Source organism: Mesorhizobium sp. UC74_2 (genome assembly GCF_042701485.1).
Classification (GTDB): Bacteria; Pseudomonadota; Alphaproteobacteria; order Rhizobiales; family Rhizobiaceae; genus Mesorhizobium.
Genome location: NZ_CP170562.1, coordinates 4,463,874 through 4,488,758, shown reverse-complemented (window position 1 = coordinate 4,488,758; position 24,885 = coordinate 4,463,874). Strand labels below are relative to the sequence as shown.

Here is a 24,885-nt window from a genome sequence, read left to right as displayed (position 1 = left end):
TCCCCGTCAGAGGTTGATGCGCTTTCCCTTCCGCCTTCGTCCGACCACGGATGTACTGGCGAGTTGATCGTGGAAGGGGTTCTCGAAAGAGACAGCAGAGCCGTTGGGAGATATCCCCAGCGGCTTTTTTGTTGCCTGCCTCTCACTTCGGCCAGGACACCGGTGCCGCTCGATCCCCTTCAGCTTTGGACCTGGCGGGCCACCTCCCGATAGGCGAATTCCCGCTGACGGAATCGAGATGCCTTTGCGAGGCAGAACAGATTGCCTGCGCACGCCGCGTTGTCTCAGGAAGCGAGCAACGCATCGATCCGAGCGCGCGTGCGCGCCACCCCTTCGACGATGCGGTCCTTGTCGATCGAGGAATAGCCCATGCGGAAGAAGCGGCAGGGGCCGTCCGCGTCGGGGAAGAAGGGCGAGCCGGATTCGATCAGCACGCCGTCCTGCCGGAGCGCGGCCATCAGAAGGTCCGCATCGAGACCCTCCGGGCCTTCCACCCAGAACGAGGTGCCGCCGAAGGCCGAGGAGCCGGCTATGGTGAAGCCCTGCCGCTTCAGCGCATCGGCCATGACGATGTGGCGCTTGTGATATTCGCCGCGCATGCGGTGCAGCACCGCGTCATGATGGCCGAGCGCCAGGAAATAGGCCGCGGTGCGCTGCACATGGCCGGGCGGATGGCGCAGCATCAGCGCCCGCAGGGCGCGTGCCTCGCGGATCACCGGCGCCGGCGCCACCAGATAGCCCAGCCTCAGGCCCGGAAACAGCGACTTGGAGAACGAGCCGATGTAGAACACCCGGCCGGCCCGGTCGAAAGCCTTCAGTGCCGGCGACGGCGGCGCCAGGAAACTCATCTCGAACTCGTAGTCGTCCTCGATGATGACGAAATCCCGCTCGACGGCTGCTTCCAGCAGGTGCTGCCGGCGCTCGATCGGCATCGTCGCCCCGGTCGGGGAATGGTGGCTCGGCGTCACGAACACCGCGTCGACGCCGGCCGGGATCGCCTCCGGCGGCAGGCCCTGGCCGTCGACGTCGATCGCCGTCACCTGCGCCCCGCTCAGTTTCAGCGACGCGCTCATGTCGGGATGGCAGGGGTTCTCACAGACGGCATGCGCGCCGCGGGCGAGCAGCAGCTGCGTGACGATCCACAGCGCATTCTGCGCGCCCACCGTCACCAGGATCTCGTCGGGATGCGCCCGGATACCCCGGCTCGGCAAGGTGCGCGAGCAGATGTAGTTCACCAGCTGCACGTCGTCGGCGGCGGCGAAGTCGCCGGCCATCAGCTCGAAATCCTCGCGCGACAGCGCCCGCCGCGCGCAATCGCGCCAGGCATTGAGGTCGAACAGCGAAGGGTCCATCTGGCCATAGAGGAACGGGTAGGGGAAGCGGCGCCAGTCCAGCGGCTTGATCATCTGCTTGGCGACGATGAAGCTGGAACGCAGCTTCGCCGACCAGTCCACCACCTCGCCCGCCGCCTGCGGCGTTTCCGTGGCCAGCAGCCTGAGCGGCGGGTTGTCGCAGATGCGGTAGGCGCTGCGGCTCGCCGCCTCGACATAACCCTGCGAGGCCAGTTCCTGGTAGGCCAGCGTCACCGTGATGCGCGAGATGTTGAGATAGTCGGACAGCTTGCGCGTCGAGGGCAGCTGCGCGCCGGGCTGGACGCGGCCGGCGAGAACCGCCGACACCACCGTCTCGCGGATCTGTGCCTGCAGGCCGACGCGGCTGGCGCGGTCGAGGAAGAACACCGTTTCGGAAACCGTGGGATGCGCCATGGGGGCCTTTGCACTGATCTCAGGAACACGCGGATACCATCGCGGACATGAGCCTATCCTGGACCGTATCGTATCGCCGCCGTTCCGGCATGGATCCCCGACACTCGCCGCTTCCTGCGGTCGCTTGCGAGGTCGAGGATGACGGACTGCATTGGAGATCCGCGCCAACTGTCACCGTCGGCGCCTGGCACCTGCGTTGGGGATTGGCGCAGACGAAGAGGGAACTCCGTCATCCTCGACCTCGCAGGGAGCGCAGCGACCGTAGAGTGTCGGGGATCCATGCCGGAACGCAGGAGGAATGGACACGGGTTCGCTTCGGATAACTTGCTACCGGGGTTCTGTTCGTTCCAGTTCAACATGTCCATGCCGCGTTTGAACTGGAATCATTCAACTTCCAAACTGGATATAAGGCAATCCGCGTCCCTCCTTTAACCCTATCAGCCAGAACCAAGACCGGCACCAAAGCCGGCGTGTTCCCGGACTACCGGCAACCAACAAAACAAAGAGGGTAACGATAATGGGATTCAAGCATTTCAAGCAGTTGGCCGCCGTCGCCTCGCTGGCGGCCGGCCTTTTCCAGGCAGGCTTCGCCTATGCCGAGGAAACCGTCGTCGTCGGCTACCAGCAGATCGTCGGGCCGTTCGTCACCGCCATCGCCGACGGCCGCTTCGACAAGGCCGCCAAGGAGGCCGGCTACACGATAGACTGGCGCCAGTTCTCGTCGGGCGGTGACATCTCGACCGCGCTCGCCTCCGGCAATGTGCCGATCGGCGTCATCGGCTCGACCGGTACGGCCGCCGCCGCCACGCGCGGCGTCGACCTCGAGCTGTTCTGGATCCTCGACAACATCGGCAAGTCGGAAGCGCTCGCCGTGCGCAACGGCTCCGGCATCGAGAAGCCCGAGGATCTCAAGGGCAAGAATGTCGGCGTGCCGTTCGTGTCGACCTCGCATTTCCATCTTCTGGTCGGCCTGCAGCAGGTCTGGAAGGTCGATCCGCGCGAGGTCAACATCCTCAACATGAAGCCGCCGCAGATCATCGCCGCCTGGCAGCGCGGCGACATCGACGCCGCCTATGTCTGGCCGCCGGCCCTGACCGAACTGCTCAAGACCGGCAAGACCATCGCCGATTCCGAAACCATCGGCGCAGCCTCGGTGCCGACGTTCGACGGCCTCGTCGCCGACAGGAAATGGGCCGCCGCCAATCCGAAATTCATGGCCGCCTTCACCAAGGTGCTTGCCGAGGCCTATGCCGACTATAACAAGAACAAGGCGAGCTGGACGGCGGACTCCGAACAGGTCAAGGGCATCGTCAAGATGATCGGCGGCGACGGCGCCGGCACGGTCGAGGCGCTGAACCTCCTGTCCTTCCCCAATGCCGATGAGCAGGCCTCCCCGACCTGGCTCGGCGGTGGCGCGCTCAAGGCGATCAGCGAAAGCGCCAAATTCCTCGTCGCTCAGAAGCAGATCGACAAGGCGCTCGACGACTACACGCCCTTTGTCAACGCGAGCTACGCCAGGGAGGCGTCCAAGTAGGTCAGGATTTCACATCAGGCGCCGCCGGCGTGCCGGCGGCCGTCTCCCCTCTCATACGCGAAAGGCTCGGCGTGATGGAAACCCTCAATGTCAGCAATGTCAGCCTGACCTATCCAGGCCTCTATTCGGACCAGGCCGTGATCGCCCTCAAGGGCGTCAGCCTGGAGATCAAGAGCGGCGATTTCGTCGTCGCGCTCGGCGCTTCCGGCTGCGGCAAGACCACGCTGCTCAACCTCATGGCCGGCTTCATGGCCCCGAGCGACGGCGACATCACGCTGGGCGGCCACCAGGTCACCGGCCCCGGCGCCGAACGTGGCGTCGTCTTCCAGAAGCACGCGCTGCTGCCCTGGCTCAACGTCATCGACAACACCGAATTCGGCCTCAAGCTGCGCGGCGTCGACCGGCAGACGCGGCGCGAGATCGCCACCAGGAACCTGGCGCTGGTCGGCCTGCAGGATTTCCACAGGCACATGATCTACCATCTGTCGGGCGGCATGCAGCAGCGCGTCGGCATCGCCAGGGCCCTGACCTGCGATCCCGCCATGCTGTTGATGGACGAGCCGATGGCGGCCCTCGATGCGCTGACCCGCGAGACCATCCAGGAACTGCTGCTCGAGGTGTGGCAGCTCACCAACAAGATGTTCTTCTTCATCACCCACAGCGTCGAGGAGGCGCTGTTCCTTGGCTCCCGGCTGATCGTCATGTCGCCGCGGCCCGGCCGCATCACCCACACCTACGAGCTCGATTTCAATCGACGCTTCCTCGAGGAGGGCAACGCCCGTGCAATCAAGTCCAGCCGCGATTTCATCGACATGCGCGAACAGATCCTCTCCATCATCTACGGCGACGAGCGCCAGGCCGGCGGCGCCCTCCATGCTTGACCGCGTCTCGCGAGCCCGGCCGGTCACGCCCGGCAAGATCTACGGCGCCCCCGGCGACGGCGCCAGCGGCCATATCAGCCTCATCACCGCGCTGGTGCTGTTCGGACTGTGGCTGCTGGTCACCGAGATGGGCTGGGTCAAGCCGCTGTTCCTGCCGTCGCCGCTGGCGGTATGGGACAAGTTCGTGCTGGCCATGACCGAGGGCGTATCCAACTCGACGCTGACCCAGCACACGCTGGCGAGCCTCGGCCGGGTGCTCGGCGCCTTCGTGCTGGCGCTTGTCACCGCCGTGCCGATCGGCATCCTGATGGGCGTCAACCGCACCATTCGCGGGCTGTTCGATCCGATCATCGAGTTCTACCGTCCGCTGCCGCCGCTCGCCTATCTGCCGCTGATCATCATCTGGCTGGGCATCGGCGAGTTCCCGAAGGTGTTCCTCATCTACCTGGCGATCTTCGCGCCGATGGCGATCGCGGCGCGGGCCGGCGTGCGTTCGGTCTCGACCGAGCAGATCCACGCCGCCTATGCGATGGGCGCCACCCGCACCCAGGTGATCAGCCAGGTCATCCTCAAGGCGGCGCTGCCGGAGATATTCACCGGCATGCGCATCGGCATCGGCGTCGGCTGGACCACGCTGGTGGCGGCCGAAATGGTGGCGGCGCATCGCGGCCTCGGCTTTATGGTGCTGAACGCGGCCGAATACCTGGCCAGCGACACCGTCATCATGGGCATCATCGTGATCGGCATCTTCGCCTTCGCCTTCGATCTTCTGCTGCGCTACCTCGAGAAGATCCTGATCCCCTGGAAGGGCAAGATCTGATGGCGATGCTCGGCAACCCCGCTACCGCGCCGCCTGTCTAGGGCGGGCTTCCAACCACACCAACGACAATTCATCCGGCCGGTTCTTCCGGCCACGGCGGAGCCGTGCCCGGCGCGCCATTGACCAATCCACCAGCCACGGCGTGTCCGGCGGGGGAAGACCACCATGACAAGAGACGAGGACCACACCATGGCGCTCACCGCCGACGACCTTGCCAGGCTGTTCGATGCCTTCAACCGGCACGACATCGACGGCGTGATGCGCTTCTTTTCCGACGACTGCGTCTTCAACGCGGTCGGCGGCGCCGAGGCTTACGGCACCCGCTTCGAAGGCCCCGAAGCCATCGCCAACGCCTTCAGCGGTGTCTGGAAGACGATGCCCGACGCGCATTGGGCCCATCACGGCCATTTCGTCCAGGGCGACCGTGCCGTCTCGGAATGGACCTTCACCGGCACCAATGCCGACGGCAGCCGCGTCGAGGCCGAGGGCTGCGACCTGTTCACGCTCAACGGCGACGGGATCGTGCGCAAGCAGGCCTTCCGCAAGAACCGGCCGCTGCTCGCGGTGGATGCCTGACAGCCTTTATCGCATGAGCGGGGAGGACCGAACCATGGAACAACAGCTCGTCAGGCCGGCAGCGCGGCGCAAGCCGTTCGACCCTGCCTATGATCCCGTGCACGCGCCGAACCCCGGCGACGGCAAGGATTACGCGCCGACCTACTGGATCGCCACAGCCGGTGCCGAGCCGGAAGACGATGGCCCCGTCAAGGGCGACATCGACGTCGACGTCGCCATTGTCGGCTCGGGCTACACCGGGCTGTCCTGCGCCATCCATCTCGCCCGCGAACACGGCATCAAGGCCACCGTGCTCGAAGCCAACGGCGTCGCATGGGGCTGCTCGACCCGCAATGGCGGCCAGGCGCAGATTTCGGCCGGCCGGCTGAAGCGCTCGCAATGGATCGAGCGCTGGGGCGTCGACGTCGCCCGCAGGCTGCATGCCGAGATCGCCGAGGGTTTCGAGCTGTTCCGCGCGCTGATCCGCGAGCCCGAGATCGACTGCGACCCGCAGGATGGCGGCCACCTCTACATCGCCCACCGCGACAAGATGCTACCGGCGCTGGAGAAGGAGACCCGCCTGCTCAACGAGGTGTTCGGCTACAAGGCCCGCATGGTCGGCCGCGACGAGGTGCATGGCGATTTCGTGCGCGACGCCGAGGCCAGGGGCGCGATGTACGAGCCCGACGGCATCGGCATCCATGCCGCCAAGCTGGCCTTCGGCTACCTCAGGCTCGCCCGCAGGCTGGGGGCGAAGGTGCACACGGCAAGCCCGGTGCTGGCCAGCGAGCTGAAGGGCGGCGTCCACCATCTCAGGACGCCGGGCGGCACGGTGCGGGCGCGCGCGGTCTGCATCGCCACCGCCGGCTACACCTCGCCCGGCCTGCATGCGCTGACCCGGCACCGGCTGATGCCGATCCTGTCCAATTCGGTGGTCACCCGTCCGCTGACCGGGGATGAACAGGCTGCGCTCAATTTCAAGGCGCGGATCCCGCTCACCGACACGCGCACGCTGCGCCACTACTACCGCATGCTGCCGGACGGGCGCGTGCAGATTGGCAGCCGCAGCGCCATCACCGGGCGCGATGCGGTCAACCCGAAACATCTGGCGCTGCTGCTGGAGGGGCTCGCGCGCAAGTTCCCGATCCTGCGCGGCATCGAGATCGACTACTCGTGGTGGGGCTGGGTCGATGTCAGCCACGACATGATGCCGCGCATCTTCCAGCCCGACCCCGGCCAGCGCCTGTTCTACGCCATGGGTTATGGCGGCAATGGCGTCATGTATTCGGCCCAGGCCGGCCGCCGCATGGCGCAGATGGTGGCCGGCAAGGGCGCCGGACTCGACCTGCCGATCTTCACTTCGCCGCTGCCCAGCCATGGCCTTTTGACGCCGTTCCGGCGCCTCGGCCAGGCCGGCATGTACCGCTGGTATTACCTCAAGGACGAAATCCTCTGAGCGGAAGCTGATCACGCTCCAACAGAAATCCGCCGGCGACGCTGGCCCGACCCCATCGAAAGGAAACCAAGACATGAAGATGACCACCGAAGAAGCCTTCGTCAAAGTCCTGCAGATGCATGGCATCGAGCATGCCTTCGGCATCATCGGCTCGGCCATGATGCCGGTGTCCGATCTGTTCCCCAGGGCAGGCATCAAATTCTGGGACTGCGCCCATGAAACCAATGCCGGCATGATGGCCGACGGCTTCAGCCGCGCCACCGGCACCATGTCGATGGCCATCGGCCAGAACGGCCCCGGCGTCACCGGCTTCATCACCGCCATGAAGACCGCCTACTGGAACCACACGCCGCTGCTGATGGTCACGCCGCAGGCGGCCAACAAGACCATCGGCCAGGGCGGTTTCCAGGAAGTCGACCAGATGGCGATGTTCGAGGAGATGGTCTGCTACCAGGAAGAGGTGCGCGACCCCTCGCGCATTCCCGAGGTGCTGAACCGCGTCATCGAGAAGGCCTGGCGCGGCTCGGCGCCTGCGCAGATCAACATCCCGCGCGATTTCTGGACCCAGGTCATCGACGTCGACCTGCCGGCGATCGTGCGCTTCGAGCGGCCGGCTGGCGGCCCGCAGGCCATTGCCGAGGCGGCGAAGCTCCTGTCGGAAGCGAAGTTCCCGGTCATCCTCAACGGCGCCGGCGTCGTCATCGGCAACGCCATTGCCGAATCCATGGCCCTGGCCGAAAAGCTCGACGCGCCGGTCTGCTGCGGCTACCAGCACAACGATGCCTTCCCGGGCAGCCATCGCCTCGCCGTCGGCCCGCTCGGCTACAACGGCTCGAAGGCGGCGATGGAACTGATCGCCAGGGCCGATGTGGTGCTGGCGCTGGGCACGCGCCTCAACCCGTTCTCGACGTTGCCGGGCTACGGCATCGACTACTGGCCGAAGAACGCTGCCGTCATCCAGGTCGACATCAATGCCGACCGCATCGGCCTGACCAAGAAGGTCTCGGTCGGCATCTGCGGCGACGCCAGGCAGGTGGCGCGCCAGATCCTCGAAAAGCTGACGCCGGCGGCCGGCAATGAAGGCCGTGAGGCGCGCAAGGCGGCGATCCACCAGACCCGCTCGGCCTGGCTGCAGCAACTGTCGTCGATGGACCACGAGGACGACGATCCGGGCACCGAATGGAACGCCACGGCGCGCCGGCGCGAGGCCGACCGCATGTCGCCGCGCCAGGCCTGGCGGGCGATCCAGGCCGCCTTGCCCAAGGAAGCGATCATCTCCAGCGACATCGGCAACAACTGCGCCATCGGCAATGCCTATCCGAGCTTCGAGCAGGGCCGCAAATATCTGGCGCCCGGCATGTTCGGCCCCTGCGGTTACGGCTTCCCGGCGATCGTCGGCGCCAAGATCGGCTGCCCCGACGTCCCGGTGGTCGGTTTCGCCGGCGACGGCGCCTTCGGCATCTCGATGAACGAGATGGGCTCGATCGGCCGCGACGGCTGGCCGGCGATCACCATGGTGATCTTCCGCAACTACCAGTGGGGTGCGGAAAAGCGCAACACCACGCTGTGGTACGCCAACAATTTCGTCGGCACCGAGCTCAACCCCAACCTCAGCTACGCCAGGGTCGCCGACGGCTGCGGGCTGAAGGGCGTCACCGTCGACACCACGACGAAGCTGACCGAAGCGCTGGCCAAGGCGATCGAGGATCAGGCCAAGGGTGTCACCACCTTCATCGAGGTCATCCTCAACCAGGAACTCGGCGAGCCCTTCCGCCGCGACGCCATGAAGAAGCCGGTGCCGGTGGCCGGCATCGACGGCGCCGACATGCGGCCGCAACAGCGCGCCTGATGCCGCCACGCCCTGCCCGGTTCGCCGGGCGGGGGGCTCCCTCTCGATCCGGGCAATTGGCTATGACTATCCTCTCCGTTTCAGCGTCGCGGCGCCACCTCCTGCCCACAAAGTCGGGTCAATCGTGTATGGCCGCGCCGCAGCCATCCTTTTCCACGTTCCGGAATGGATCCCCGACACTCTCCGGTCGCTTCGCTCCCTGCGAGGTCGAGGATGACGGAGTTCCCTTTTCGCCTGCGGCAATCACAGGCGTGAGCGCAACGGTGACAATCGGAGCCGGCGGCACATGAAGCCCGTCATCCTCGACCTCGGAACGACCGAAGGGAGTGGAGAGTGTCGGGGATCCATTCCGGAACGCAGACGAAGGCGCGGCGATCCAGAGCTGGTTTCAAGTCGCATCAGCACACGCGATTGCCCGCCCTGGACCGGGCAAGGCGGAGAGGGCGCCGTCCGCGCCATACCCACTCTCGATAAGGGAATGACGAAATGAACACCGCCGCCGCACGCCTCAACGACCTGCCTTCGCTGGCGCAGGCCTGGTGGCCGGGCCTCGCCGTCACCGGAGCCGTCGCCATCGCGGCGCAGTTCCTGTCGGACCATTACGGTGCGCCGGCCATGCTGATGGCGCTGCTGCTCGGCATCGCCTTCAACTTCCTGTCGGAGGAGGGGCGCTGCGTCGCCGGCATCGACCTCAGCGCCAAGAAGGTGCTGCGCATCGGCGTCGCCCTGCTTGGCATGCGCATCAGCGTCGACCTGCTGGTCGGGCTCGGCGCCGGCACCATCCTGTTGCTGGTCTGTGCCATAGCCGCCACCATCCTGTTCGGCCTTGCCGCCGCCAAGCTGCTCGGCCGCGGCTGGCGGCTGGCGCTGATCACCAGCGGTTCGGTCGCCATCTGCGGCGCATCGGCCGCCATGGCGATCGCCGCCGTGCTGCCGCGCAACGAGTTCTCCGAGCGCAACCTGATCTTCACCGTGCTGTCGGTGACGGTGCTGTCGACGCTGGCCATGATCTTCTATCCGATGATCGCCGAAGGCATCGGCCTCGATGCGCGTGCCACCGGCATCTTCTTCGGCGGCACCATCCACGATGTCGCCCAGGTGGTCGGCGCCGGCTTCTCGGTCTCACCGGAGGCGGGTGAGACCGCCACGCTGGTCAAGCTCATCCGCGTCACCATGCTGGCGCCGGTCGTGCTGGTGTTCTCGCTCGCCACGCGTGGCGCCGGCCCGGTCGGCGACGCCGGCACGCGCCCGCCGCTGCTGCCCGGCTTCGTCATCGCTTTCCTGATCCTCGCCGCCGCCAATTCGCTCGGCTTCGTGCCGGAAGTGGTTTCGAAGGCCGGCATGGAGGTGTCGCGCTGGGCGCTGCTCGCCGGCATCGTCGCCGTCGGCATGAAGACCTCGCTGCGTCGCGTGCTCGATGTCGGCAGCGATGCCGTGGCGCTGATCGTCGCCGAGACCATCTTCATCGGCCTCTTCATCCTCGCCGGCATCTATTATCTGGGGCACGCCTGATGAAGCCGCTGGAACGCATCCTCGCCGCCGCCAAGGCATCGCCGCGCCGCATCGTGCTGCCTGAGGGGGAGGACCCGCGCATCGTCGAGGCGGCCCTGCGTTCCGTACGTGAAGGCATCGCCGAGATCACACTGGTCGGCCGCCGCAGCATCGTCGAGCAAAGACTTGCTGAAGCCGGCGCGGCAGGCGAGGTCATTCGCATCGAGGATCCCGAGACCTCGGCGCTGACCGCTCGCCTGGCAGCGGCCTACCACGCGCTGCGCAAGGACAAGGGTGTCGACGCGGCGGCAGCCTATGAGGCCGTGCGGACGCCGCTGACCTTTGCTGCCATGATGGTGCGCGAAGGCGAGGCCGACGGCACCGTCGGCGGCGCGGTCGCCACCACGGCCGACACGGTACGGGCGGCCCTGCAATGCATCGGCCGCGCGCCCGGCGTCGGGCTGGTCTCGTCCTTTTTCCTGATGATGCTGTGCCAGCCCTACCATGTGAAGAAGGGCGCCTTTGTCTTCGCCGATTGCGGCCTGGTGGTCGACCCTGACGCCGCCGGTCTCGCCGACATCGCCCGCATGTCCGCCCGCTCCTACCAGGCGCTGGCCGGTGCGCAGCCCAAGGTGGCGATGCTGTCCTTCTCGACCAATGGCAGCGCCGCGCACGAACGCGTCTCGAAAGTGGTCGAGGCCACCCGCCTTGCCCATGCCGCCGATCCCGACCTCGTCATCGACGGCGAACTGCAGTTCGACACTGCCTTCGTCGAGGCGGTGAGCGCCGCCAAGGCGCCTGACTCCGCGCTGCATGGCGAAGCCAATGTCTTCGTCTTCCCCAACCTCGACGCCGCCAACATCGGCTACAAGATCGCCCAGCGCATCGGCGGTGCCACCGCCATCGGGCCGATTTTGCAGGGGTTGGCCAAGCCGGCTAATGATCTGTCGAGAGGGTGCAGCGCCGAGGATGTGGTCTCGATGATCGCGGTGACGACGGTTCAGGCTAGGTAACGAGCTAAGGTTTGATGCGTGGCAACCTTTTCGCGGACAGGCCAATGGCCAGTGCGGGCAGGTTGGCATGTTTGCGGCTGTGCCTGTCTGAGCGTCAGTAAGTCTCCGGGGTACTACTCGTTTTGGGTAGCTGTTTGCCGCGACGTGAATAGAGCAACCGTTCAGGACCTATTGCGAAGGCGGCAAAGATATCATGCCCATAAGGGTACTGAGTGCGCGATAGCTGCAACGCTTTGGAAGTAGCGGGCGTCAAGGAGAAGCCCGTTAGATTCGCAAACGAATTTGCGCGTTGAGATCACTCCGATGCTTGGCTCTCGATCTCGATAGACCAAGAGTGATCAGTGAAAGCTGTTTCCCTTCGTCTTCAGGTGGGCTTAAGTCGGCAATTACACAGAAGTGAATTTCGTTTATCTATCTATCTGTTTTTAAAGAATAATTATTATTGTGATAGCGCGTATAATGTGCGTGAAAGGCATGCGATATGAAATTCCCATAAATGTGGGAGAGCGTTTTCCGAAAGCCGCATTCATCGTTTGACAGTAGATAGGACTCAGTCTACAAGACACGCCTGAATAGAATGGTGGAGTGTCTTGGTCGTGAGCGAGGCAGCACAATTCGAGAAGTCAACCGAATCCGCGGATGCAAGCAAACGGGAGCAGTCTAGTATTGCCTTCCCCTATTTGGACTTGGATGCGGGTGTGGAAGTTTCTCGGGCGATCTATCGACGCGCGGGACTTGGTTCCTGTGCGATAGATGAACTTGCCGCTGAAATGGGGCAAGTTGTCAGCGGAGCCCTTCGTTTAAAGACTGGTACCGCACGTATTTTTGACTTGACCACCAAAGGTGGATCCGGCGGAGGAATACAGCTTTCAGACTTGGGCCGGTTGGTCGTGTCGCCCGAAACTGAAAGAGCTGCGAGGGCGGAGGCATTTATGCGCGTTCCGCTCTATGCGGCGATTTATGAGAGCTATCGTGGACATCTCCTTCCTCCGATGAAGGCGCTTGAACGCGAAATGCAAAAGTTGGGAGTTTCTAGCAAGCAAACGGATAAGGCTCGCCAAGCTTTCGAGCGGTCAGCGCGACAGGCAGGCTATTTTGAGAGTGGGGAGGATCGGCTGGTTCGGCCCAAGGCTGAATTACCAACCAAGCGGCTGGATGATGACGAGGCAGATCGTCGTAGGGACGCAGAACAAGAAAAGGTTGGCGGCGATAGCAAAGGCGTCAGCGGAAAGAGTTATGGAGGGTATCATCCATTTATCGAGGGGCTTCTAAGCGAGCTTCCGGAAGAATTTAATGGGTGGAGCGTTACTGAGCAGGCCGAATGGCTTAGGGCAGCGGCTAGCATTTTCAAGCTGCTATCTAAAACAAAGGGTCGAATTTCTATCAAAGAAGAAGAGGTAATCGCCGATCGCCAGTAATTCAAAATTTGACTGGATTTCAAGGGCCTAAAAACGCGAACCCCAGGCCGGAGCCTGGGGCGTGCTAGGGACGTGTCCCATCGCGTTGATGGCCGCATATAATCTTTCGAGGCCTAAAAGTCAAGAGATTTCACGTGACTATTCGTGCTGCACTTTACGTTGATGGCTTCAATCTTTACCACGCGGTTAAGGATTTGAATGAGCCATTTTTGAAATGGTGCAACCTGTGGCGGCTTGGTGAGATCATTATCCCGCAAAAGTCAGAAACCCTCGTTAGAGTGGTTCTTTGTACGGCATACTATCCTGGGGATCCTCAAAAAAAGTGGCGTCACGATCAATTTCTGAATGCGCTGCGCGTTCATGGAGTTGACTGTATTCTAGGGCATTACATTCAAGAAGAGTGGGAGTGCCGAAATTGCGCAGATATCCGTCAGAAGCCAACGGAAAAGGCTTCTGATCTCAATTTGGGACTCTCAGTTATCACGGATGCGTGGCGAGACGTCTTTGATCGCGCTTATTTGCTTACAGCCGATTCCGATCAGGCGGCTACTGCTAGATTTTTGCAAGAAACAAATGCGGAAAAGTCGCTGATAACGGTTGCTCCCCCTGGGCGCAATTTTTCAGCCAACATCGAAAAGTATTGTGTTGGCCGTATTCAGATCACCCGCGACCATCTTGAGCGATGCGTCATGCCGGCCGTGGTTCTAAACAATAACGGAAATAATCATGGTCGGAGGCCGCGCGAATACGAGCCACCAAAGGGATGGATACATCCGGATCAAAGAAAAAATGAACGTGGTGAATAGGCTACGCGATCCGTAAAGTGCTCGTTCTAATTGTCTTTTGCCCGGTGTTAGAGGCGAGCGCGACATCTCGCCTTGGCCTGCAATCAGAAAAGCAGGCGATTACAAGTGGTTCGCTTTGCAAATGAAGCTTCGACAAAACGAGCTGTTCCGCTGCAACGCCACACCTCGAAACCTACCAATTACCATCTTGCCTTCCTCCCAAACGCCATGATCGCCTTCGCCACCGCTGCCGGGTTCTCCAGCGTCGGGAAATGCGTCTGGCCGGGGATGTGGACGGGGCGGAACCAGGGGTGGCCGGCGGAATAGTCTTCCTGGAATCTGCGGTATTCGGTCGACAGTGGCTGGGAGTAGATGTGGATGAGCTCGGGCTGTTTCTTCAGCCCTTCCATACGCTGCAGTGGTGAACCGTATTTCGTGTAGGCCCTGAGGATCTCGCGGCAGGCGCGCATCCACATCGGGCCGGAGAACCAGGCCATCTCCTTCTTCATGTGGTTGATGACGTCGACATTGTCGGTCGTCGCTTCCCATTCGTTGAAGAAGCTGTCGCGGCCTTCTCTGTACCGCTCAGGGTCCTGCCCGTCCTCGAGCTGCTTGATGAAGCCCGGATGCGGCTGCATCAGCCAGTCGATCAGGACGGTGCGTTCAAGGCCCAGCCGCTCGCACAGGCCGATATTGACCCAGCAGCCATGCGACGTCGAAACCAGCATCGGGTTCTTCGGCGCCTTCAGCTCGATGAAGGCCGCGATGTCGTCGATCAGCTCCTCGGTGCCGAAGTCGCCATGCACGGTCTCGTTGGCGTCATGGCCGCGATAGTCCGGCACCAGCACGTGGAATTTTTCGGCCAGCAGCGGCGACAGGTTCTTGAACAGGCGGTTGTCCTGCGCCCAGCCCGACAGCAGGATGATGGTGTCGTTGTTGGGGTCGCCGAATTCCAGATAGGCGATCGGATGGTCGTTGATCTGCACGGTCGGCATCAGGCTTCTCCCATTACTGGCCCGGGTGCGTGGGCTCTTTTCGGCCATGCCGTTATGCGTTCTTGTTTTATAACGAACGGCATTCTCTTATGAAAAGAGTTGAAGCCGATCGATGTCAATAGAGAATGCCGTTCTTTTTTGAGGTGACGCGCCCTCACATCGCCCTGGTGCGCCCATTTGTCGGCTGGCCGTTTGACCGCCGCGGATTCCGCGCTTAAGCGTAGGGTTCCTGATTTGCGCGAGAGGGGTGATCTTGGCCCGCGTCAAGAATGAATCAGTCCGGCAGGCGATCCTGACGTCGGCGGCGTCGCAGATCGCCATGACCAGCTACATGGACACCACGGTGGCCAAGATCGCCAAGGGCGCCGGCATCGCGCCGTCCAACGTCTATGTCTATTTCGAATCCAAGCTGCAGATCTATTTCACCATCTACACGCCCTGGTTCGAAGCGCAGGTGCTGGCGCTGGAGCGCGCGGTGGCGCGGCTGAAGACGCCGGAGCGCAAGATCCAGCGCCTCGTCAGCGGCCTGCTCAACGACATCGCCGACGACAAGACCGGCTACACCTCCGCCCTGATGGAAGGCCTGGCCATCGTCATGCCCAAGGACAAGTACAGGCCGGACCTGCTGCATTGGGCCGAGAACAAGATCGTGCAGATCGTCTGCGATGCGCTTGACGGCTACACGCCGCAGGACCCGCGCCTGCGTGCCTTTGCCCACCTTTTGATGCTCACCTTCGACGGTGTCGCCATGCGCGTGAAATCGCAGCGCGCCGCCAATGAAAGCACCGCCAACCGGGCCGATGTCGAGGATGCGCTGGTGGGTATGCTGATCGGCGGCTCCCGGTAGATATCGGGCTGTCGGAGCTGGGCTGTTCTGCACCGCTGTGCCTATCGTCGCCGTTCCGGAATGGATCCCCGACACTCGCCAGTCGCTTCGCTCCTTTCGAGGCCGAGGATGACGAGGGTAGGAGGGTTCCGGCAATCTTCAACGTCGGTGACGACGCCGGCCTTTCTCGCTCGCGTTGGCGGTATGGGCGCTCGTGGGTTTGGCGAGGCAACGGAAGCCCGTCATTCTCGGCCTCGAAGCGACCGCAGGGAGCTGAGAGTGTCGGGGATCCATGCCGGAACGCCGACGAAGGTGCAGCGGTCCAGGACAGCCGGTCAGCCGCATGCCGGCACTGATTCCCATCGCCGGCTTGTGCATCTGCGCCCGCTTCATCGCCTCGCGCCGGCACGCCCATCCGGTTACCCCGGTGTCGCGAAACACTCTCTGATAAAAGAACGTAATTCGCTATTGACACTCACCGGCATATCATCCTTCATAAAAGAACGTCATTCGTTCAAGAGTGCGAACACGCACCAGACAATGATGTGGGAACAGCCCCGTCGAGGGCATGGGAAGGCAGCGCAGCAAGACGCGCCGGAGGAGGACATATGACTTTCACGATAAGCCGCAGGACGTTCCTGGCCGCTGCCGCGCTGGCGCCGGTGACGACGCGCCTGGCACTGGCCGCAGATGCCCCGCTGCGCGTCGGTTATTCGATGTGCCTGACCGGGCTGTTCGCCCAGGCCGCGCCGTCGCAGGTCAATGCCTATGAACTCTGGAAGGACCAGGTCAACGCCGCCGGCGGCCTCGACATCGGCGGCGGCCAGCGCCGCCCGGTCGAGTTCGTCAGCTATGACGACCAGTCCAATCCGGCCAATGCCGTGCGCATCTACGAGAAGCTGATCACGCAGGACAAGGTCGACCTTTTGGCCGCGCCGTGGAGCACGCCGATCCACCTGGCGCTCGCGCCGGTGCTGGCCAGGCACAAGTTCCCGATGGTCGGCAACACCGCCGCTTCCGTGAAGCTGCGCGAGGTCAAGCCCGGCTACATCTGGTTCCCCACCGCCGTCATCCCCGACAAGGTCGGCGAAGAGCTTGCCGCCTTCATGGCCAGGGAGAACGTCAAGACGGCGGCCGTCTTCGCCAACGTCCTGCCGCTGGCGCAGGAGATCAAGACCTATCTACTGCCGGCGCTGGAGAAGCACGGCATCAAGCTGGTTGCCAACGAGGACTTCCCGCCCGACATCAAGGACATGACGACGCTGATCAGCGGCGCCAACCAGTCCAGTCCCGATGCCTTCATCGTGCTGAGCTATCCGTCGGACACCTTCCTGTTCGCTACCCAGGCCAGGCAGCTCAACGTCAAGGCGCCGTTCGTGCTGTCGCTGATCGGCCCGACGATCCAGGCCTACCAGCAGGCCTTCGGCACCGGCGCCAACAACATCGTGACGGTCGGCCACTGGTCGCCGAACCAGAGCAAATGGCCGAAGGCCAAACCGTTCTACGACGCCTATCTCGCCAAGTACAAGGAAGCGCCCGACGCGCTCGACAGCGTGCTCTCCTTCATGTCGATGGAGATCCTTGAGCAGGCGGTGGCGACGGCCGGCCTGGACAGGGAGAAGCTGCGCGAGACGATCGCATCGGCGACCTTCGACACCATCAATGGGCCGGTCAAGTTCGACGGCGTCCAGAACTCCATGACGCCGACCTCCTTCCTGCAGATCCAGGACGGTAGCCTCGAACTGGTCTGGCCCGAGCAGATCAAGACAAAGGACTTCAGGCCGAAGACGGGCTGGTAAGGTCCGATGTTCCAGCAACTCCTGTTCGCGGCGGTCGTCTCCGGCGCGCTCTATGCGCTCGTCGCGCTGGGGCTGAACCTCGTCTACGGCGCGCTGCGGCTGCTCAACATCGCGCATGGCGATCTGGTCATGATCGGTGCCTATACGGCGTTCTGGTCGTTCACGCTGCTCGGCCTCTCGCCGGTCGTGTCGCTGGTCACCACCACGGTGCTGTGCGCGGCATTCGGCTTCCTGGTCTATGTCGTGCTGCTGAAGCGGCAGCTCGGTTCGCCGGCGCTGGCGCAGCGGCTTGAAGCCAATTCTCTCATCATCTTCTATGGCCTGTCGGTGATCCTGCAGAACGGCGCCTCGCTGGCCTTCAGCGCGACCTCGCGCGGCTACCAGTTCCTGGACGGCGTCCATAGCTTCGCCGGTGTTTCTGCCACCGGCAGCATGCTCTTGCTGCTCGGCGTTGCCGCCTTGATCACGCTTGGCGCGCTCGCCTTCCTGCGCTTCCATGTCGCCGGCTGGAGCCTGCTTGCGGTCATCGAGCGCAAGGATGCGGCAGCCGTCGTCGGCGTCAATGTCGAGCGCGTGCAGATGATCTCGATCTGCGCCGGTTTCGCCATTGCCGGCGTCGCAGGCGTGCTGGTCTCCATGACGCAGCAGATCACGCCCTTCATGGGCTTTCCCTTCACCATCGCCGCCTTCGTCGTCGTCATCATGGGCGGGCTTGGCAACATCGCGGCCGGCATCGCCGCCGGCTTCGTGCTCGGCTTCATCGAGACCTTCGGCGTCGCGCTCACCTCGGCCACCTACCGGTCGATCCTCATCTACGGCATCTTTGTCGGCGTGCTCTTGCTGCGTCCGCAGGGCCTGTTCGGCAAGGCGGTGCAGGCGCGATGACCGGCAAGCCTTTCCTGATCGCCGCTTTCGCGATCGTCGCCGGCCTCATGGCGCTGGTGCCGCAGCTCGGCTCCGAATACTGGCTGGGCGTCGCCTTCATCGTCGCCATGTGGGTCGCGCTGATCCAGAGCTGGTCGCTGCTGTCGGCGACGACGGGCTACATCTCGCTCGGCCACGCCGTCTTCTACGGCATCGGTGCCTATGTTCTGGTGATCAGCCTGGACTGGATGCCGGTGCCTTATGCGCTGCTTTTGTCGGGCGCCGTTGCCGGCCTGCTGGCGCTGGTGGTCGGGCTGCCGGTGCTGCGCGTCAAGGGGCCGTATTTCGTCATCCTGACCTTCGGTTTCGCCGAGCTGGTCAAGAACCTCGTCATGCTGCTCGAAACCCGTCTCGGCCAGTTCAGCCGCATGATCTTCGACGCGCCGTCGCTGGAGGCGCTTTACTACGCCATGCTGGCGCTGGCCGTCATCGCCACCGCGCTCACCGCCTGGACCGCGCAGTCGCGCTTCGGCCGCGGCCTCGCCGCCATCCGCGAGAACGAGGTCGCCGCGGAAGCCATCGGCGTGCCGGTGACCCGGCTTAAGCTGTTCGCCTTCGTTGCCTCGGCGGTCATTCCCGGTATCGTCGGCGGGCTGCTGGTGCTGCGCACCAGCTATTTCGCTGCCGACCAGGCCTTCGATCCGGCGGTCTCCTTCACCATCGTCACCACGGCCATCGTCGGCGGGCTCGGCCGGGTGTCGGGGCCGCTGCTCGGCACGCTGTTCCTGGTCGTCCTGTCGGAGCTTTTGTGGGCGCGTTTCCCGCAGGCCTACATGATGATCCTGGGTGCCTTGCTCATCGTCTTCATCCTGTTCGTTCCGCAAGGACTGGCCGGTCTGGTGAGCAGGGGGCTGAAACGCTCATGACCATTCTCGATGTCCAGAACGTCTGCAAGCAGTTCGGCGGCCTGAAGGCGCTGCAGGATGTGTCCTTCACGGTGGACGAAGGCACCATCTTCGGCCTGATGGGCGCCAACGGCGCCGGCAAGACCACGCTGTTCGGCGTCATCGCCGGTCAGATCAGGCCGAATGGCGGCGGCATCAGCTTCGCCGGCAAACCATTGGCCGGGCGGCGCCCCGACCAGATCTGCCGCCTGGGCCTCGGCCGCACGTTCCAGATCGTGCGCCCCCTCGGCAATCTCACCGTGCTCGACAACGTCATCGTCTCGGCCATGTACGGATCGGCCCGCACGCACCGGCTGGCCGATGCGACGCTGGCCGGGCGCCAGGCGCTGGAGGATGTCGGCCTTGCTCCTCTTGCCGACCGGCTCGCGGCAAGCCTCACCTTGTCGAACCAGAAGCGGCTGGAGATCGCACGTGCGCTGGCGACCGGCGCCAGGCTGGTGCTGCTCGACGAGGTCATGGCCGGCCTGACCGCGACGGAGGTTGCCGAGATGACCGAGACGCTGTTCCGGCTGCGGCGGGAGCGCGGCCTCACCATCCTCATCATCGAGCATGTCATGGGCGCGCTGATGAAGCTGTCCGACCGCATCCTGGTGCTGGACCACGGCGTGCCCATCGCCATGGGCACGCCCGGTCAGGTCGTCGCCGACGAGAACGTCCTGAAGGTGTATTTCGGATGACGGCGCTGCTCGACATCAAGGGCCTGTCCGCCGGTTATGGGCCGGTGGTGATCCTGCGCGACATCGACCTCGGCGTCGAGCCGGGCTCGATCACCGCGCTGGTCGGCCCGAACGGCGCCGGCAAGACGACGCTGATGAAGACGATCCTCGGCCTGATCCACGCCAGCAGCGGCAGGATCGCCTATGACGGCGCCGACATTTCCAGGAGCTCCTCGCACAGCCGCGTCGACGGCGGCATCGCGCTGGTGCCGGAAGGCCGCATGGTGTTCGCCGCGCTGACGGTGGAGCAGAACCTCAGGCTCGGCGCCGTCGTGCCGCGCGCCCATGGCGGCGCACTGCAGCGGCTGGAGGAGATCTACCGCCAGTTCCCGCGACTGAAGGAGCGGCGCCGGCAACTGGCTGGCTCGATGTCCGGCGGCGAACAGCAGATGCTGGCGATCGGCCGCAGCCTGATGGCGAAGCCGCGGCTGATCCTGCTCGACGAGCCGACGCTGGGGCTGGCGCCGATCATGGTCAAGAAGGTGTTCGAGATCATCGGCCAACTGCGCGCCGACGGCTACACGCTTCTGCTGTCGGAGCAGAATTCGAAGCTGGCGCTGGAGGCCGCCGACCATGGCTACATCATCGAAAACGGCGTCGTGACGCTGTCGGGGCCGGCGCACCAGCTGGTCGACGATCCGGAAGTGAGGCGCCGCTATTTCGGCATGTGACGCGGCCGCAGGCGTGCGGCGGGAGGAGGAAGAGATGACGGACAAACCAACGGCGCTCATCGCCGGCGCAGGCTTCGCGGGGCTGACGGCGGCAACGGCGCTGGCGCAGCGCGGCTGGAAGGTCACCGTCTTCGAACGGCAGGCCGAGCTCAGGGCCTCAGGCGCCGGCATCTACATCTGGGAGAACGGCCTGCGCATCCTCGAGGCGCTCGGCCTGGGCAGCCTGTCGGCGAACGCCTATCGCGGCTACGCCATGGAACAGCGCGGCCATGACAACGCCATCCTCGACGATGGCGGCCTGCCGCCGCAGGTGCGGCTGGTCACCTTGCACCGGCGCGACCTGCTCGAAGCCCTCAAGGGCGCCGCTGAAAGGGCCGGGGTGACGATCCGCACCGGCCAGGAGGTGATCGGCGCCGGCGCGCAGGGTGAACTGCATTTTGCCGGCAACCACTCCGCGCGCGGCGATCTGGTCATAGGTGCCGACGGCGTGTGGTCGCCTGTCCGCAGGTCACTGGGGCTGGAGCTCAGCCACCGGCAGACGACGGAGGGCGCCATCCGCACCATCATCGAAGGCGGCATCGAAGATCTCGGGGCGGGCGGGGAAGACAAATACATCGAATGCTGGTCCGGCATGCGGCGTTTCCTCATCACCCCGCTGGCTGGAGGGCAGATCTATCTGGCACTGACCTGCCAGGACACGGACGCGAAGGGCAGGGCCTGTCCGCTCGACAAGGCGACCTGGCGCGCTTCCTTCCCCGCCTGGGCGCACCTCATCGACCGTATCGGCGACGTGCTGGCCTGGAGCCCCTACAGCATCGTCACCGTGAAATCATGGTCGGCCGGCCGCGCCGCGATCCTCGGTGACGCAGCACATGCCCAGCCGCCGAACCTCGGCCAGGGCGGCGGCATGGCCATGCAGAGCGCGCTGGCGCTCGCCGCCCATCTGGAAGACCTCGCCGATCCCCGCGACATCCCCGCCCGACTGGCCGCGTGGGAGCAGAACGAGCGTCCGCTCGCCGAGCACTGCCAGCGCTGGTCGTGCCTCTATGGCGAGGTCTCGACGCTGCCCGACCAGGTCCGCGCCCGCGCCGTTCCCAGCGCCATGGCCGACCCCTGGGTGCGCTCGGAATTGCTGCGTGCGGCGAGAAGTGAGCCGACAGGGACGGCAGTGTAGGCAGGAACAAAGATCAGGGCAGCCGCTTACAGCAACACAAGCAAGGTCAACCGCGCGATCAACGCCACGACAACCAAAAAGGCAACTGTACCTCCAACCGCCAGTATTATGGCAAGCACAACCTTGCCGCGTGCGTCCTGGAATTCTTGGTATGTCCGGGTATCCGGTTCCCCAACCCAGGTTTCGGCGTCGAATTCCCGGATACCTGGCTTGTCAGGTGCCGGTGCTGGATTGTCATGCGCCATAAATGTGTCCCCGGCTTTCCGTGACACGGGAGGCTAGCATCGTGCGGATGTTTTCCAGGTTAACTGACACCGGATCTGTACAGTGCCACAGCCATTTCTCCGGCGTTTTGCCAGGCTGCATGGTGGTGCATCTGGCAACGCACAAACCTGTCGTGCCGGCCAGTCCCCTTACGCATTTCGTCGGTTGAATGCTTCGAAAGCGGCTGCCTGTTCGAAACGCTTCCGAGGTGCTAGGCATTCTATAAGATATCCGTGGCATTGCGATGGAAACGGCTTCGACTGATGCTTTTCATACTCCTCACATTCCTCGCTCCGATTTTTGCCGTTGCTCTTGCATTGATATGCAGAAGGTTTGGACGAGCGGGGCGGCGGTTCGCCTGGCTTCTCGTTGGAAGTAGTCTTGGAGTTTGCGGGTTTGTGATGTGGGACGGAGTGTCCCGCTCATGCGCCATCAACGAGAGCGAGTGTCTCGGTGCGACGGCGACTGGGTATGTTTTTGTAGTGGTGTGGCTGGCGTCTTTCGTCGTCTTCATGACGAGTGCGGCAAGAGGTGCACCACGCTCGAGGGGCTCCCGGTAAATGACATCAATTGCCAAACCTTCCGGTAACGGTTTTCATTGAATGGGTGGTCGGCTCTCGGCATCATCGCATGCGACCGGGTCGACGATCGAATATTCGGCGGTATGGTCGGGAAGAAAATCCTTCACCTGTGGCAGCGGAAGATTGTTTTGGAATAAGGTCTCAACCCTGTAGCTCCGCTGCAGGGCTTCAAGATATGCGCCGCCGCCTTGCATGCCTTCGGATCGAGTGATGCCGGCAATTCCATTGCCCTTTGTAACCGCTTTGCTGCTGGTCGTGCTGCTCGCGCGCATGGCCGGCCAGGGTGGACTGGCGCGCGGGCCGCTGACGCTGTTTGTCATGCTGTGCGCGGCGCAGGCGGTCGTGCTCGGCCTGCGCTGGAATTACGACTGGCCGGCGGCGCATCTGGTTCAGCCTGTGCTGGCCGCCGCCTTGCCGCCGCTTGCCTGGCTGGGTTTCGCGGATTTGCGCCGGCCCGATGCTCTGCGCTGGCCGCATGCCGTCCCGGTGGCGGCTATCGCGGCGATGGTCGCCCTCTGGTCTGACCCGATCGATGTGGCGTTGATCGCCCTGTTCTCCGGTTATGGCATCGCGCTGCTGTGGGTAGCGCGGCAGGGGCCGGACGGCTTGCGTGTCGCCCGCTTCGGCGATGCGGCGGCGGCCAGCCGCGCCATGGCGACGGTCGGTGTCCTGTTCATTTTCGGCGCGCTGGTCGAGGCCGCCATCGCGCTCGACATTGCCGGCGATACGGGCGCGGCGCGGATCGTCGGCTTTGCCAATGTCGTCGTGCTCGTCATCATCGGTTATGCGGCGGCTGTCGCCGGCCGCAGCCGCGTGCCCGCGGAGCCGGAGCCCGGCGACACCGACCTGCCCAAGCGACTTGCCGACGGCGCGCCGGAAGACGATGCGCAGGTGCTGGCCGCTGTCGACAGGCTGATGCAGGAGCGCAAGCTCTACCGCGACCCCAATCTGACACTCGACCGGCTGTCGCGCCGGGCCGGCATTCCGGCGCGCCACATCTCGGCTGCGGTGAACAGGGTGCATGGCCGCAACGTCTCGCAGGTCGTCAACGAATACCGTGTCGAGGAGGCGCGGCGGCTGCTTGCCGGGACCGCCGCGCCGGTGACCGAGATCATGTTCGAGGCCGGCTTCCAGACCAAATCCAACTTCAACCGCGAGTTCCTGCGGGTGACCGGCCAGAACCCGAGCGACTATCGCCGCTCGGTGAGGCAGGGTCATACCAACGGTCATGTTGAATGACCGTTGGAGCGCGCGACCGCGCGCCGCGCCCGTTGGCGCGAAAGCCTAGCGGCCCGGATGGGCCGCGCCGGCGATTGAGGCGTCCTGGATGTGTCAGCATCCAGGACCTCCGATATGAGATCAGTCCTTCGCCTGAAACACCCTGGCGAGAAGGTGCTCGATTTTCGTACTGGTCTGCCGATGGATGCTTTCGCGGTCGCCATTGTCGTCGCAGATCGTTGCGTTGGAGCCGCTCAGATGTTTGGCGGCGCCTGCGACGCAGACCGGCAGGAAGCTGTAGTGCACGGCATCCGCGATCTCGACATAGCGGGTGGTCGCCGCCGGCAGGAAGCCTGCCATGCGGCGCGATTCCAGCGCCGCCGGCAGGTCGCGGACCGGCGTTCCTGCCGCGATCACCAGCATCGGAATCTTGATGCCGGCCAGGCTCGCCGGATCGAAGCCGCGTGTCGCAGCGGCATCGAGCGTGACAGCGGCCTTGATGCGTGGATCCCGCAGCGACTGCCGCAACGCTTGGCGTGACGCCGCGTCTCTGCCGACGCCGAGCGCGACATAACCCCTGCAGGAGGCGAGTTCGGCCTGTTCGCGGCAATCCTTTTCGAAGGCATCCGGATCGAACCGGCCGCCCGCCAGCTCGGTGACGGTCCAGCCGCCGAGCGAATGACCGATGGCGGCGATGCGGCCGGCATCGATGGCACCGGCCCAGGTCGGATCGGTGGTCAGCCTGTCGATAAGCGCGGAGACATCGCGTGGGCGCTCCCACAGGCGTCCGCCGATGGCCGGGTCCATGTTCGACGATGTCGTGCCGGGATGGCTGGCTGCGGCCACGACATAACCCTGGCGCACCAGGTCGGCCGCCAGCCAGTCCTGGTTCGTCCAGTTGCCGCCATAGCCGTGCGAAAGCACGACCAGCGGGTGGCGTCCCGGTGCGACGGCAGCGTCGAGCAGCGCGGGCTGCAGGATGAAACTGTCATCCTCGCCTTGGACGACTGGCGTGCCGGTCGTATCGGACGGATACCAGACGGCGACGTCGAGCGTGCGGTGATTGGCCTGCGGCAATTCGAAATGCCGGAAGCCGACGGAAGCCTGGGCCGGAAAGGCTGTCAGGCAGATGAGGAACGCGATCTTGAGGCAATGCATGGGGAAGTCTCCGTGAATGAACGGAGGGGTTTTGCGGCGACGCGGTGCATGGCAGCGACCTCGATCGCGATCAAGGTCGTCGGCGG

At 64.2% G+C, this 24,885-nt stretch carries 22 protein-coding genes; 18 read left to right on the top strand and 4 right to left on the bottom strand.

Annotation, left to right across the window (positions count from 1 at the left end; all coding sequences use genetic code 11):
- Positions 1-284 precede the first annotated feature (284 nt).
- Positions 285-1,766: a PLP-dependent aminotransferase family protein gene (locus tag ACFJIU_RS21760; protein WP_379063438.1), complete on the bottom strand. Its 1,482-nt coding sequence runs from the start codon at positions 1,764-1,766 to the stop codon at positions 285-287.
- A gap of 517 nt (positions 1,767-2,283) precedes the next feature.
- Between ACFJIU_RS21760 and tauA the strand changes: the two genes are divergently transcribed.
- The 10 genes from tauA to ACFJIU_RS21710 all read left to right on the top strand — a co-directional run bounded on the left by tauA (position 2,284) and on the right by ACFJIU_RS21710 (position 13,589).
- On the top strand, positions 2,284-3,300 hold the full coding sequence (gene tauA, locus ACFJIU_RS21755; RefSeq protein WP_379063436.1) for a taurine ABC transporter substrate-binding protein: 1,017 nt from the start codon (positions 2,284-2,286) through the stop codon (positions 3,298-3,300).
- A 74-nt stretch (positions 3,301-3,374) separates the two neighbouring features.
- Positions 3,375-4,181: a taurine ABC transporter ATP-binding protein gene (locus ACFJIU_RS21750; protein WP_379063434.1), complete on the top strand. Its 807-nt coding sequence runs from the start codon at positions 3,375-3,377 to the stop codon at positions 4,179-4,181.
- Positions 4,174-5,001, top strand: a complete 828-nt coding sequence (locus ACFJIU_RS21745) for an ABC transporter permease subunit (RefSeq protein WP_379063432.1) — start codon at positions 4,174-4,176, stop codon at positions 4,999-5,001. The genes ACFJIU_RS21750 and ACFJIU_RS21745 overlap by 8 nt, the downstream gene beginning before the upstream one ends.
- A gap of 165 nt (positions 5,002-5,166) precedes the next feature.
- Positions 5,167-5,577 (top strand): nuclear transport factor 2 family protein, encoded by a 411-nt coding sequence (locus ACFJIU_RS21740; RefSeq protein ID WP_379063430.1) that lies wholly within the window; start codon positions 5,167-5,169, stop codon positions 5,575-5,577.
- 34 nt (positions 5,578-5,611) lie between these two features.
- Complete coding sequence (locus tag ACFJIU_RS21735) at positions 5,612-7,012, top strand: NAD(P)/FAD-dependent oxidoreductase (RefSeq protein WP_379063428.1); 1,401 nt, start codon at positions 5,612-5,614, stop codon at positions 7,010-7,012.
- Between the two features lie 73 nt (positions 7,013-7,085).
- Positions 7,086-8,861: a sulfoacetaldehyde acetyltransferase gene (xsc, locus tag ACFJIU_RS21730; RefSeq protein ID WP_379063426.1), complete on the top strand. Its 1,776-nt coding sequence runs from the start codon at positions 7,086-7,088 to the stop codon at positions 8,859-8,861.
- A 486-nt stretch (positions 8,862-9,347) separates the two neighbouring features.
- Positions 9,348-10,373, top strand: coding sequence for a YeiH family protein (locus tag ACFJIU_RS21725; RefSeq protein WP_379063424.1), 1,026 nt, complete (start codon positions 9,348-9,350; stop codon positions 10,371-10,373).
- Complete coding sequence (pta, locus tag ACFJIU_RS21720; protein WP_379063422.1) at positions 10,373-11,365, top strand: phosphate acetyltransferase; 993 nt, start codon at positions 10,373-10,375, stop codon at positions 11,363-11,365. Before ACFJIU_RS21725 ends, pta begins: the two co-directional genes overlap by 1 nt.
- 596 nt (positions 11,366-11,961) lie before the next feature.
- Positions 11,962-12,783 carry a hypothetical protein gene (locus ACFJIU_RS21715; RefSeq protein WP_379063420.1) on the top strand — a complete coding sequence of 274 codons (822 nt, stop codon included), beginning with the start codon at positions 11,962-11,964 and terminating at the stop codon, positions 12,781-12,783.
- A gap of 134 nt (positions 12,784-12,917) precedes the next feature.
- Entirely contained in the window at positions 12,918-13,589 is a 672-nt protein-coding gene (locus ACFJIU_RS21710) for an NYN domain-containing protein (protein WP_379063418.1), read from the top strand.
- 179 nt (positions 13,590-13,768) lie between these two features.
- Here ACFJIU_RS21710 and ACFJIU_RS21705 read toward each other — a convergent pair whose 3' ends face one another.
- Positions 13,769-14,563, bottom strand: coding sequence for an alpha/beta fold hydrolase (locus ACFJIU_RS21705; protein ID WP_379063416.1), 795 nt, complete (start codon positions 14,561-14,563; stop codon positions 13,769-13,771).
- 253 nt (positions 14,564-14,816) lie between these two features.
- On the opposite strand from ACFJIU_RS21705, the gene ACFJIU_RS21700 reads away from it, so the two are divergent.
- The 7 genes from ACFJIU_RS21700 to ACFJIU_RS21670 all read left to right on the top strand — a co-directional run bounded on the left by ACFJIU_RS21700 (position 14,817) and on the right by ACFJIU_RS21670 (position 21,578).
- The gene (locus ACFJIU_RS21700) at positions 14,817-15,410 is read left to right on the top strand and encodes a TetR/AcrR family transcriptional regulator (RefSeq protein ID WP_379063414.1); all 594 of its coding nucleotides are present in this window, start codon (positions 14,817-14,819) and stop codon (positions 15,408-15,410) included.
- Between the two features lie 587 nt (positions 15,411-15,997).
- Positions 15,998-17,188: an amino acid ABC transporter substrate-binding protein gene (locus ACFJIU_RS21695; RefSeq protein WP_379063412.1), complete on the top strand. Its 1,191-nt coding sequence runs from the start codon at positions 15,998-16,000 to the stop codon at positions 17,186-17,188.
- Positions 17,189-17,194: 6 nt separating this feature from the next.
- Positions 17,195-18,073 carry a branched-chain amino acid ABC transporter permease gene (locus tag ACFJIU_RS21690; RefSeq protein WP_379063410.1) on the top strand — a complete coding sequence of 293 codons (879 nt, stop codon included), beginning with the start codon at positions 17,195-17,197 and terminating at the stop codon, positions 18,071-18,073.
- On the top strand, positions 18,070-18,978 hold the full coding sequence (locus ACFJIU_RS21685; protein WP_379063408.1) for a branched-chain amino acid ABC transporter permease: 909 nt from the start codon (positions 18,070-18,072) through the stop codon (positions 18,976-18,978). Before ACFJIU_RS21690 ends, ACFJIU_RS21685 begins: the two co-directional genes overlap by 4 nt.
- Positions 18,975-19,694 carry an ABC transporter ATP-binding protein gene (locus ACFJIU_RS21680; protein ID WP_379063406.1) on the top strand — a complete coding sequence of 240 codons (720 nt, stop codon included), beginning with the start codon at positions 18,975-18,977 and terminating at the stop codon, positions 19,692-19,694. The genes ACFJIU_RS21685 and ACFJIU_RS21680 overlap by 4 nt, the downstream gene beginning before the upstream one ends.
- Positions 19,691-20,404, top strand: a complete 714-nt coding sequence (locus ACFJIU_RS21675; RefSeq protein ID WP_379063404.1) for an ABC transporter ATP-binding protein — start codon at positions 19,691-19,693, stop codon at positions 20,402-20,404. Before ACFJIU_RS21680 ends, ACFJIU_RS21675 begins: the two co-directional genes overlap by 4 nt.
- A 34-nt stretch (positions 20,405-20,438) precedes the next feature.
- On the top strand, positions 20,439-21,578 hold the full coding sequence (locus tag ACFJIU_RS21670; RefSeq protein ID WP_379063402.1) for an FAD-dependent oxidoreductase: 1,140 nt from the start codon (positions 20,439-20,441) through the stop codon (positions 21,576-21,578).
- 26 nt (positions 21,579-21,604) lie between these two features.
- Here ACFJIU_RS21670 and ACFJIU_RS21665 read toward each other — a convergent pair whose 3' ends face one another.
- Positions 21,605-21,823 (bottom strand): hypothetical protein, encoded by a 219-nt coding sequence (locus ACFJIU_RS21665; RefSeq protein WP_379063400.1) that lies wholly within the window; start codon positions 21,821-21,823, stop codon positions 21,605-21,607.
- 810 nt (positions 21,824-22,633) lie between these two features.
- Between ACFJIU_RS21665 and ACFJIU_RS21660 the strand changes: the two genes are divergently transcribed.
- Positions 22,634-23,662 (top strand): helix-turn-helix domain-containing protein, encoded by a 1,029-nt coding sequence (locus ACFJIU_RS21660; RefSeq protein ID WP_379063398.1) that lies wholly within the window; start codon positions 22,634-22,636, stop codon positions 23,660-23,662.
- 120 nt (positions 23,663-23,782) lie between these two features.
- Here the strand turns inward: ACFJIU_RS21660 and ACFJIU_RS21655 are convergent, their stop codons facing one another.
- Entirely contained in the window at positions 23,783-24,799 is a 1,017-nt protein-coding gene (locus ACFJIU_RS21655; protein ID WP_379063396.1) for an alpha/beta hydrolase family protein, read from the bottom strand.
- Between the last annotated feature and the right edge of the window lie 86 nt (positions 24,800-24,885).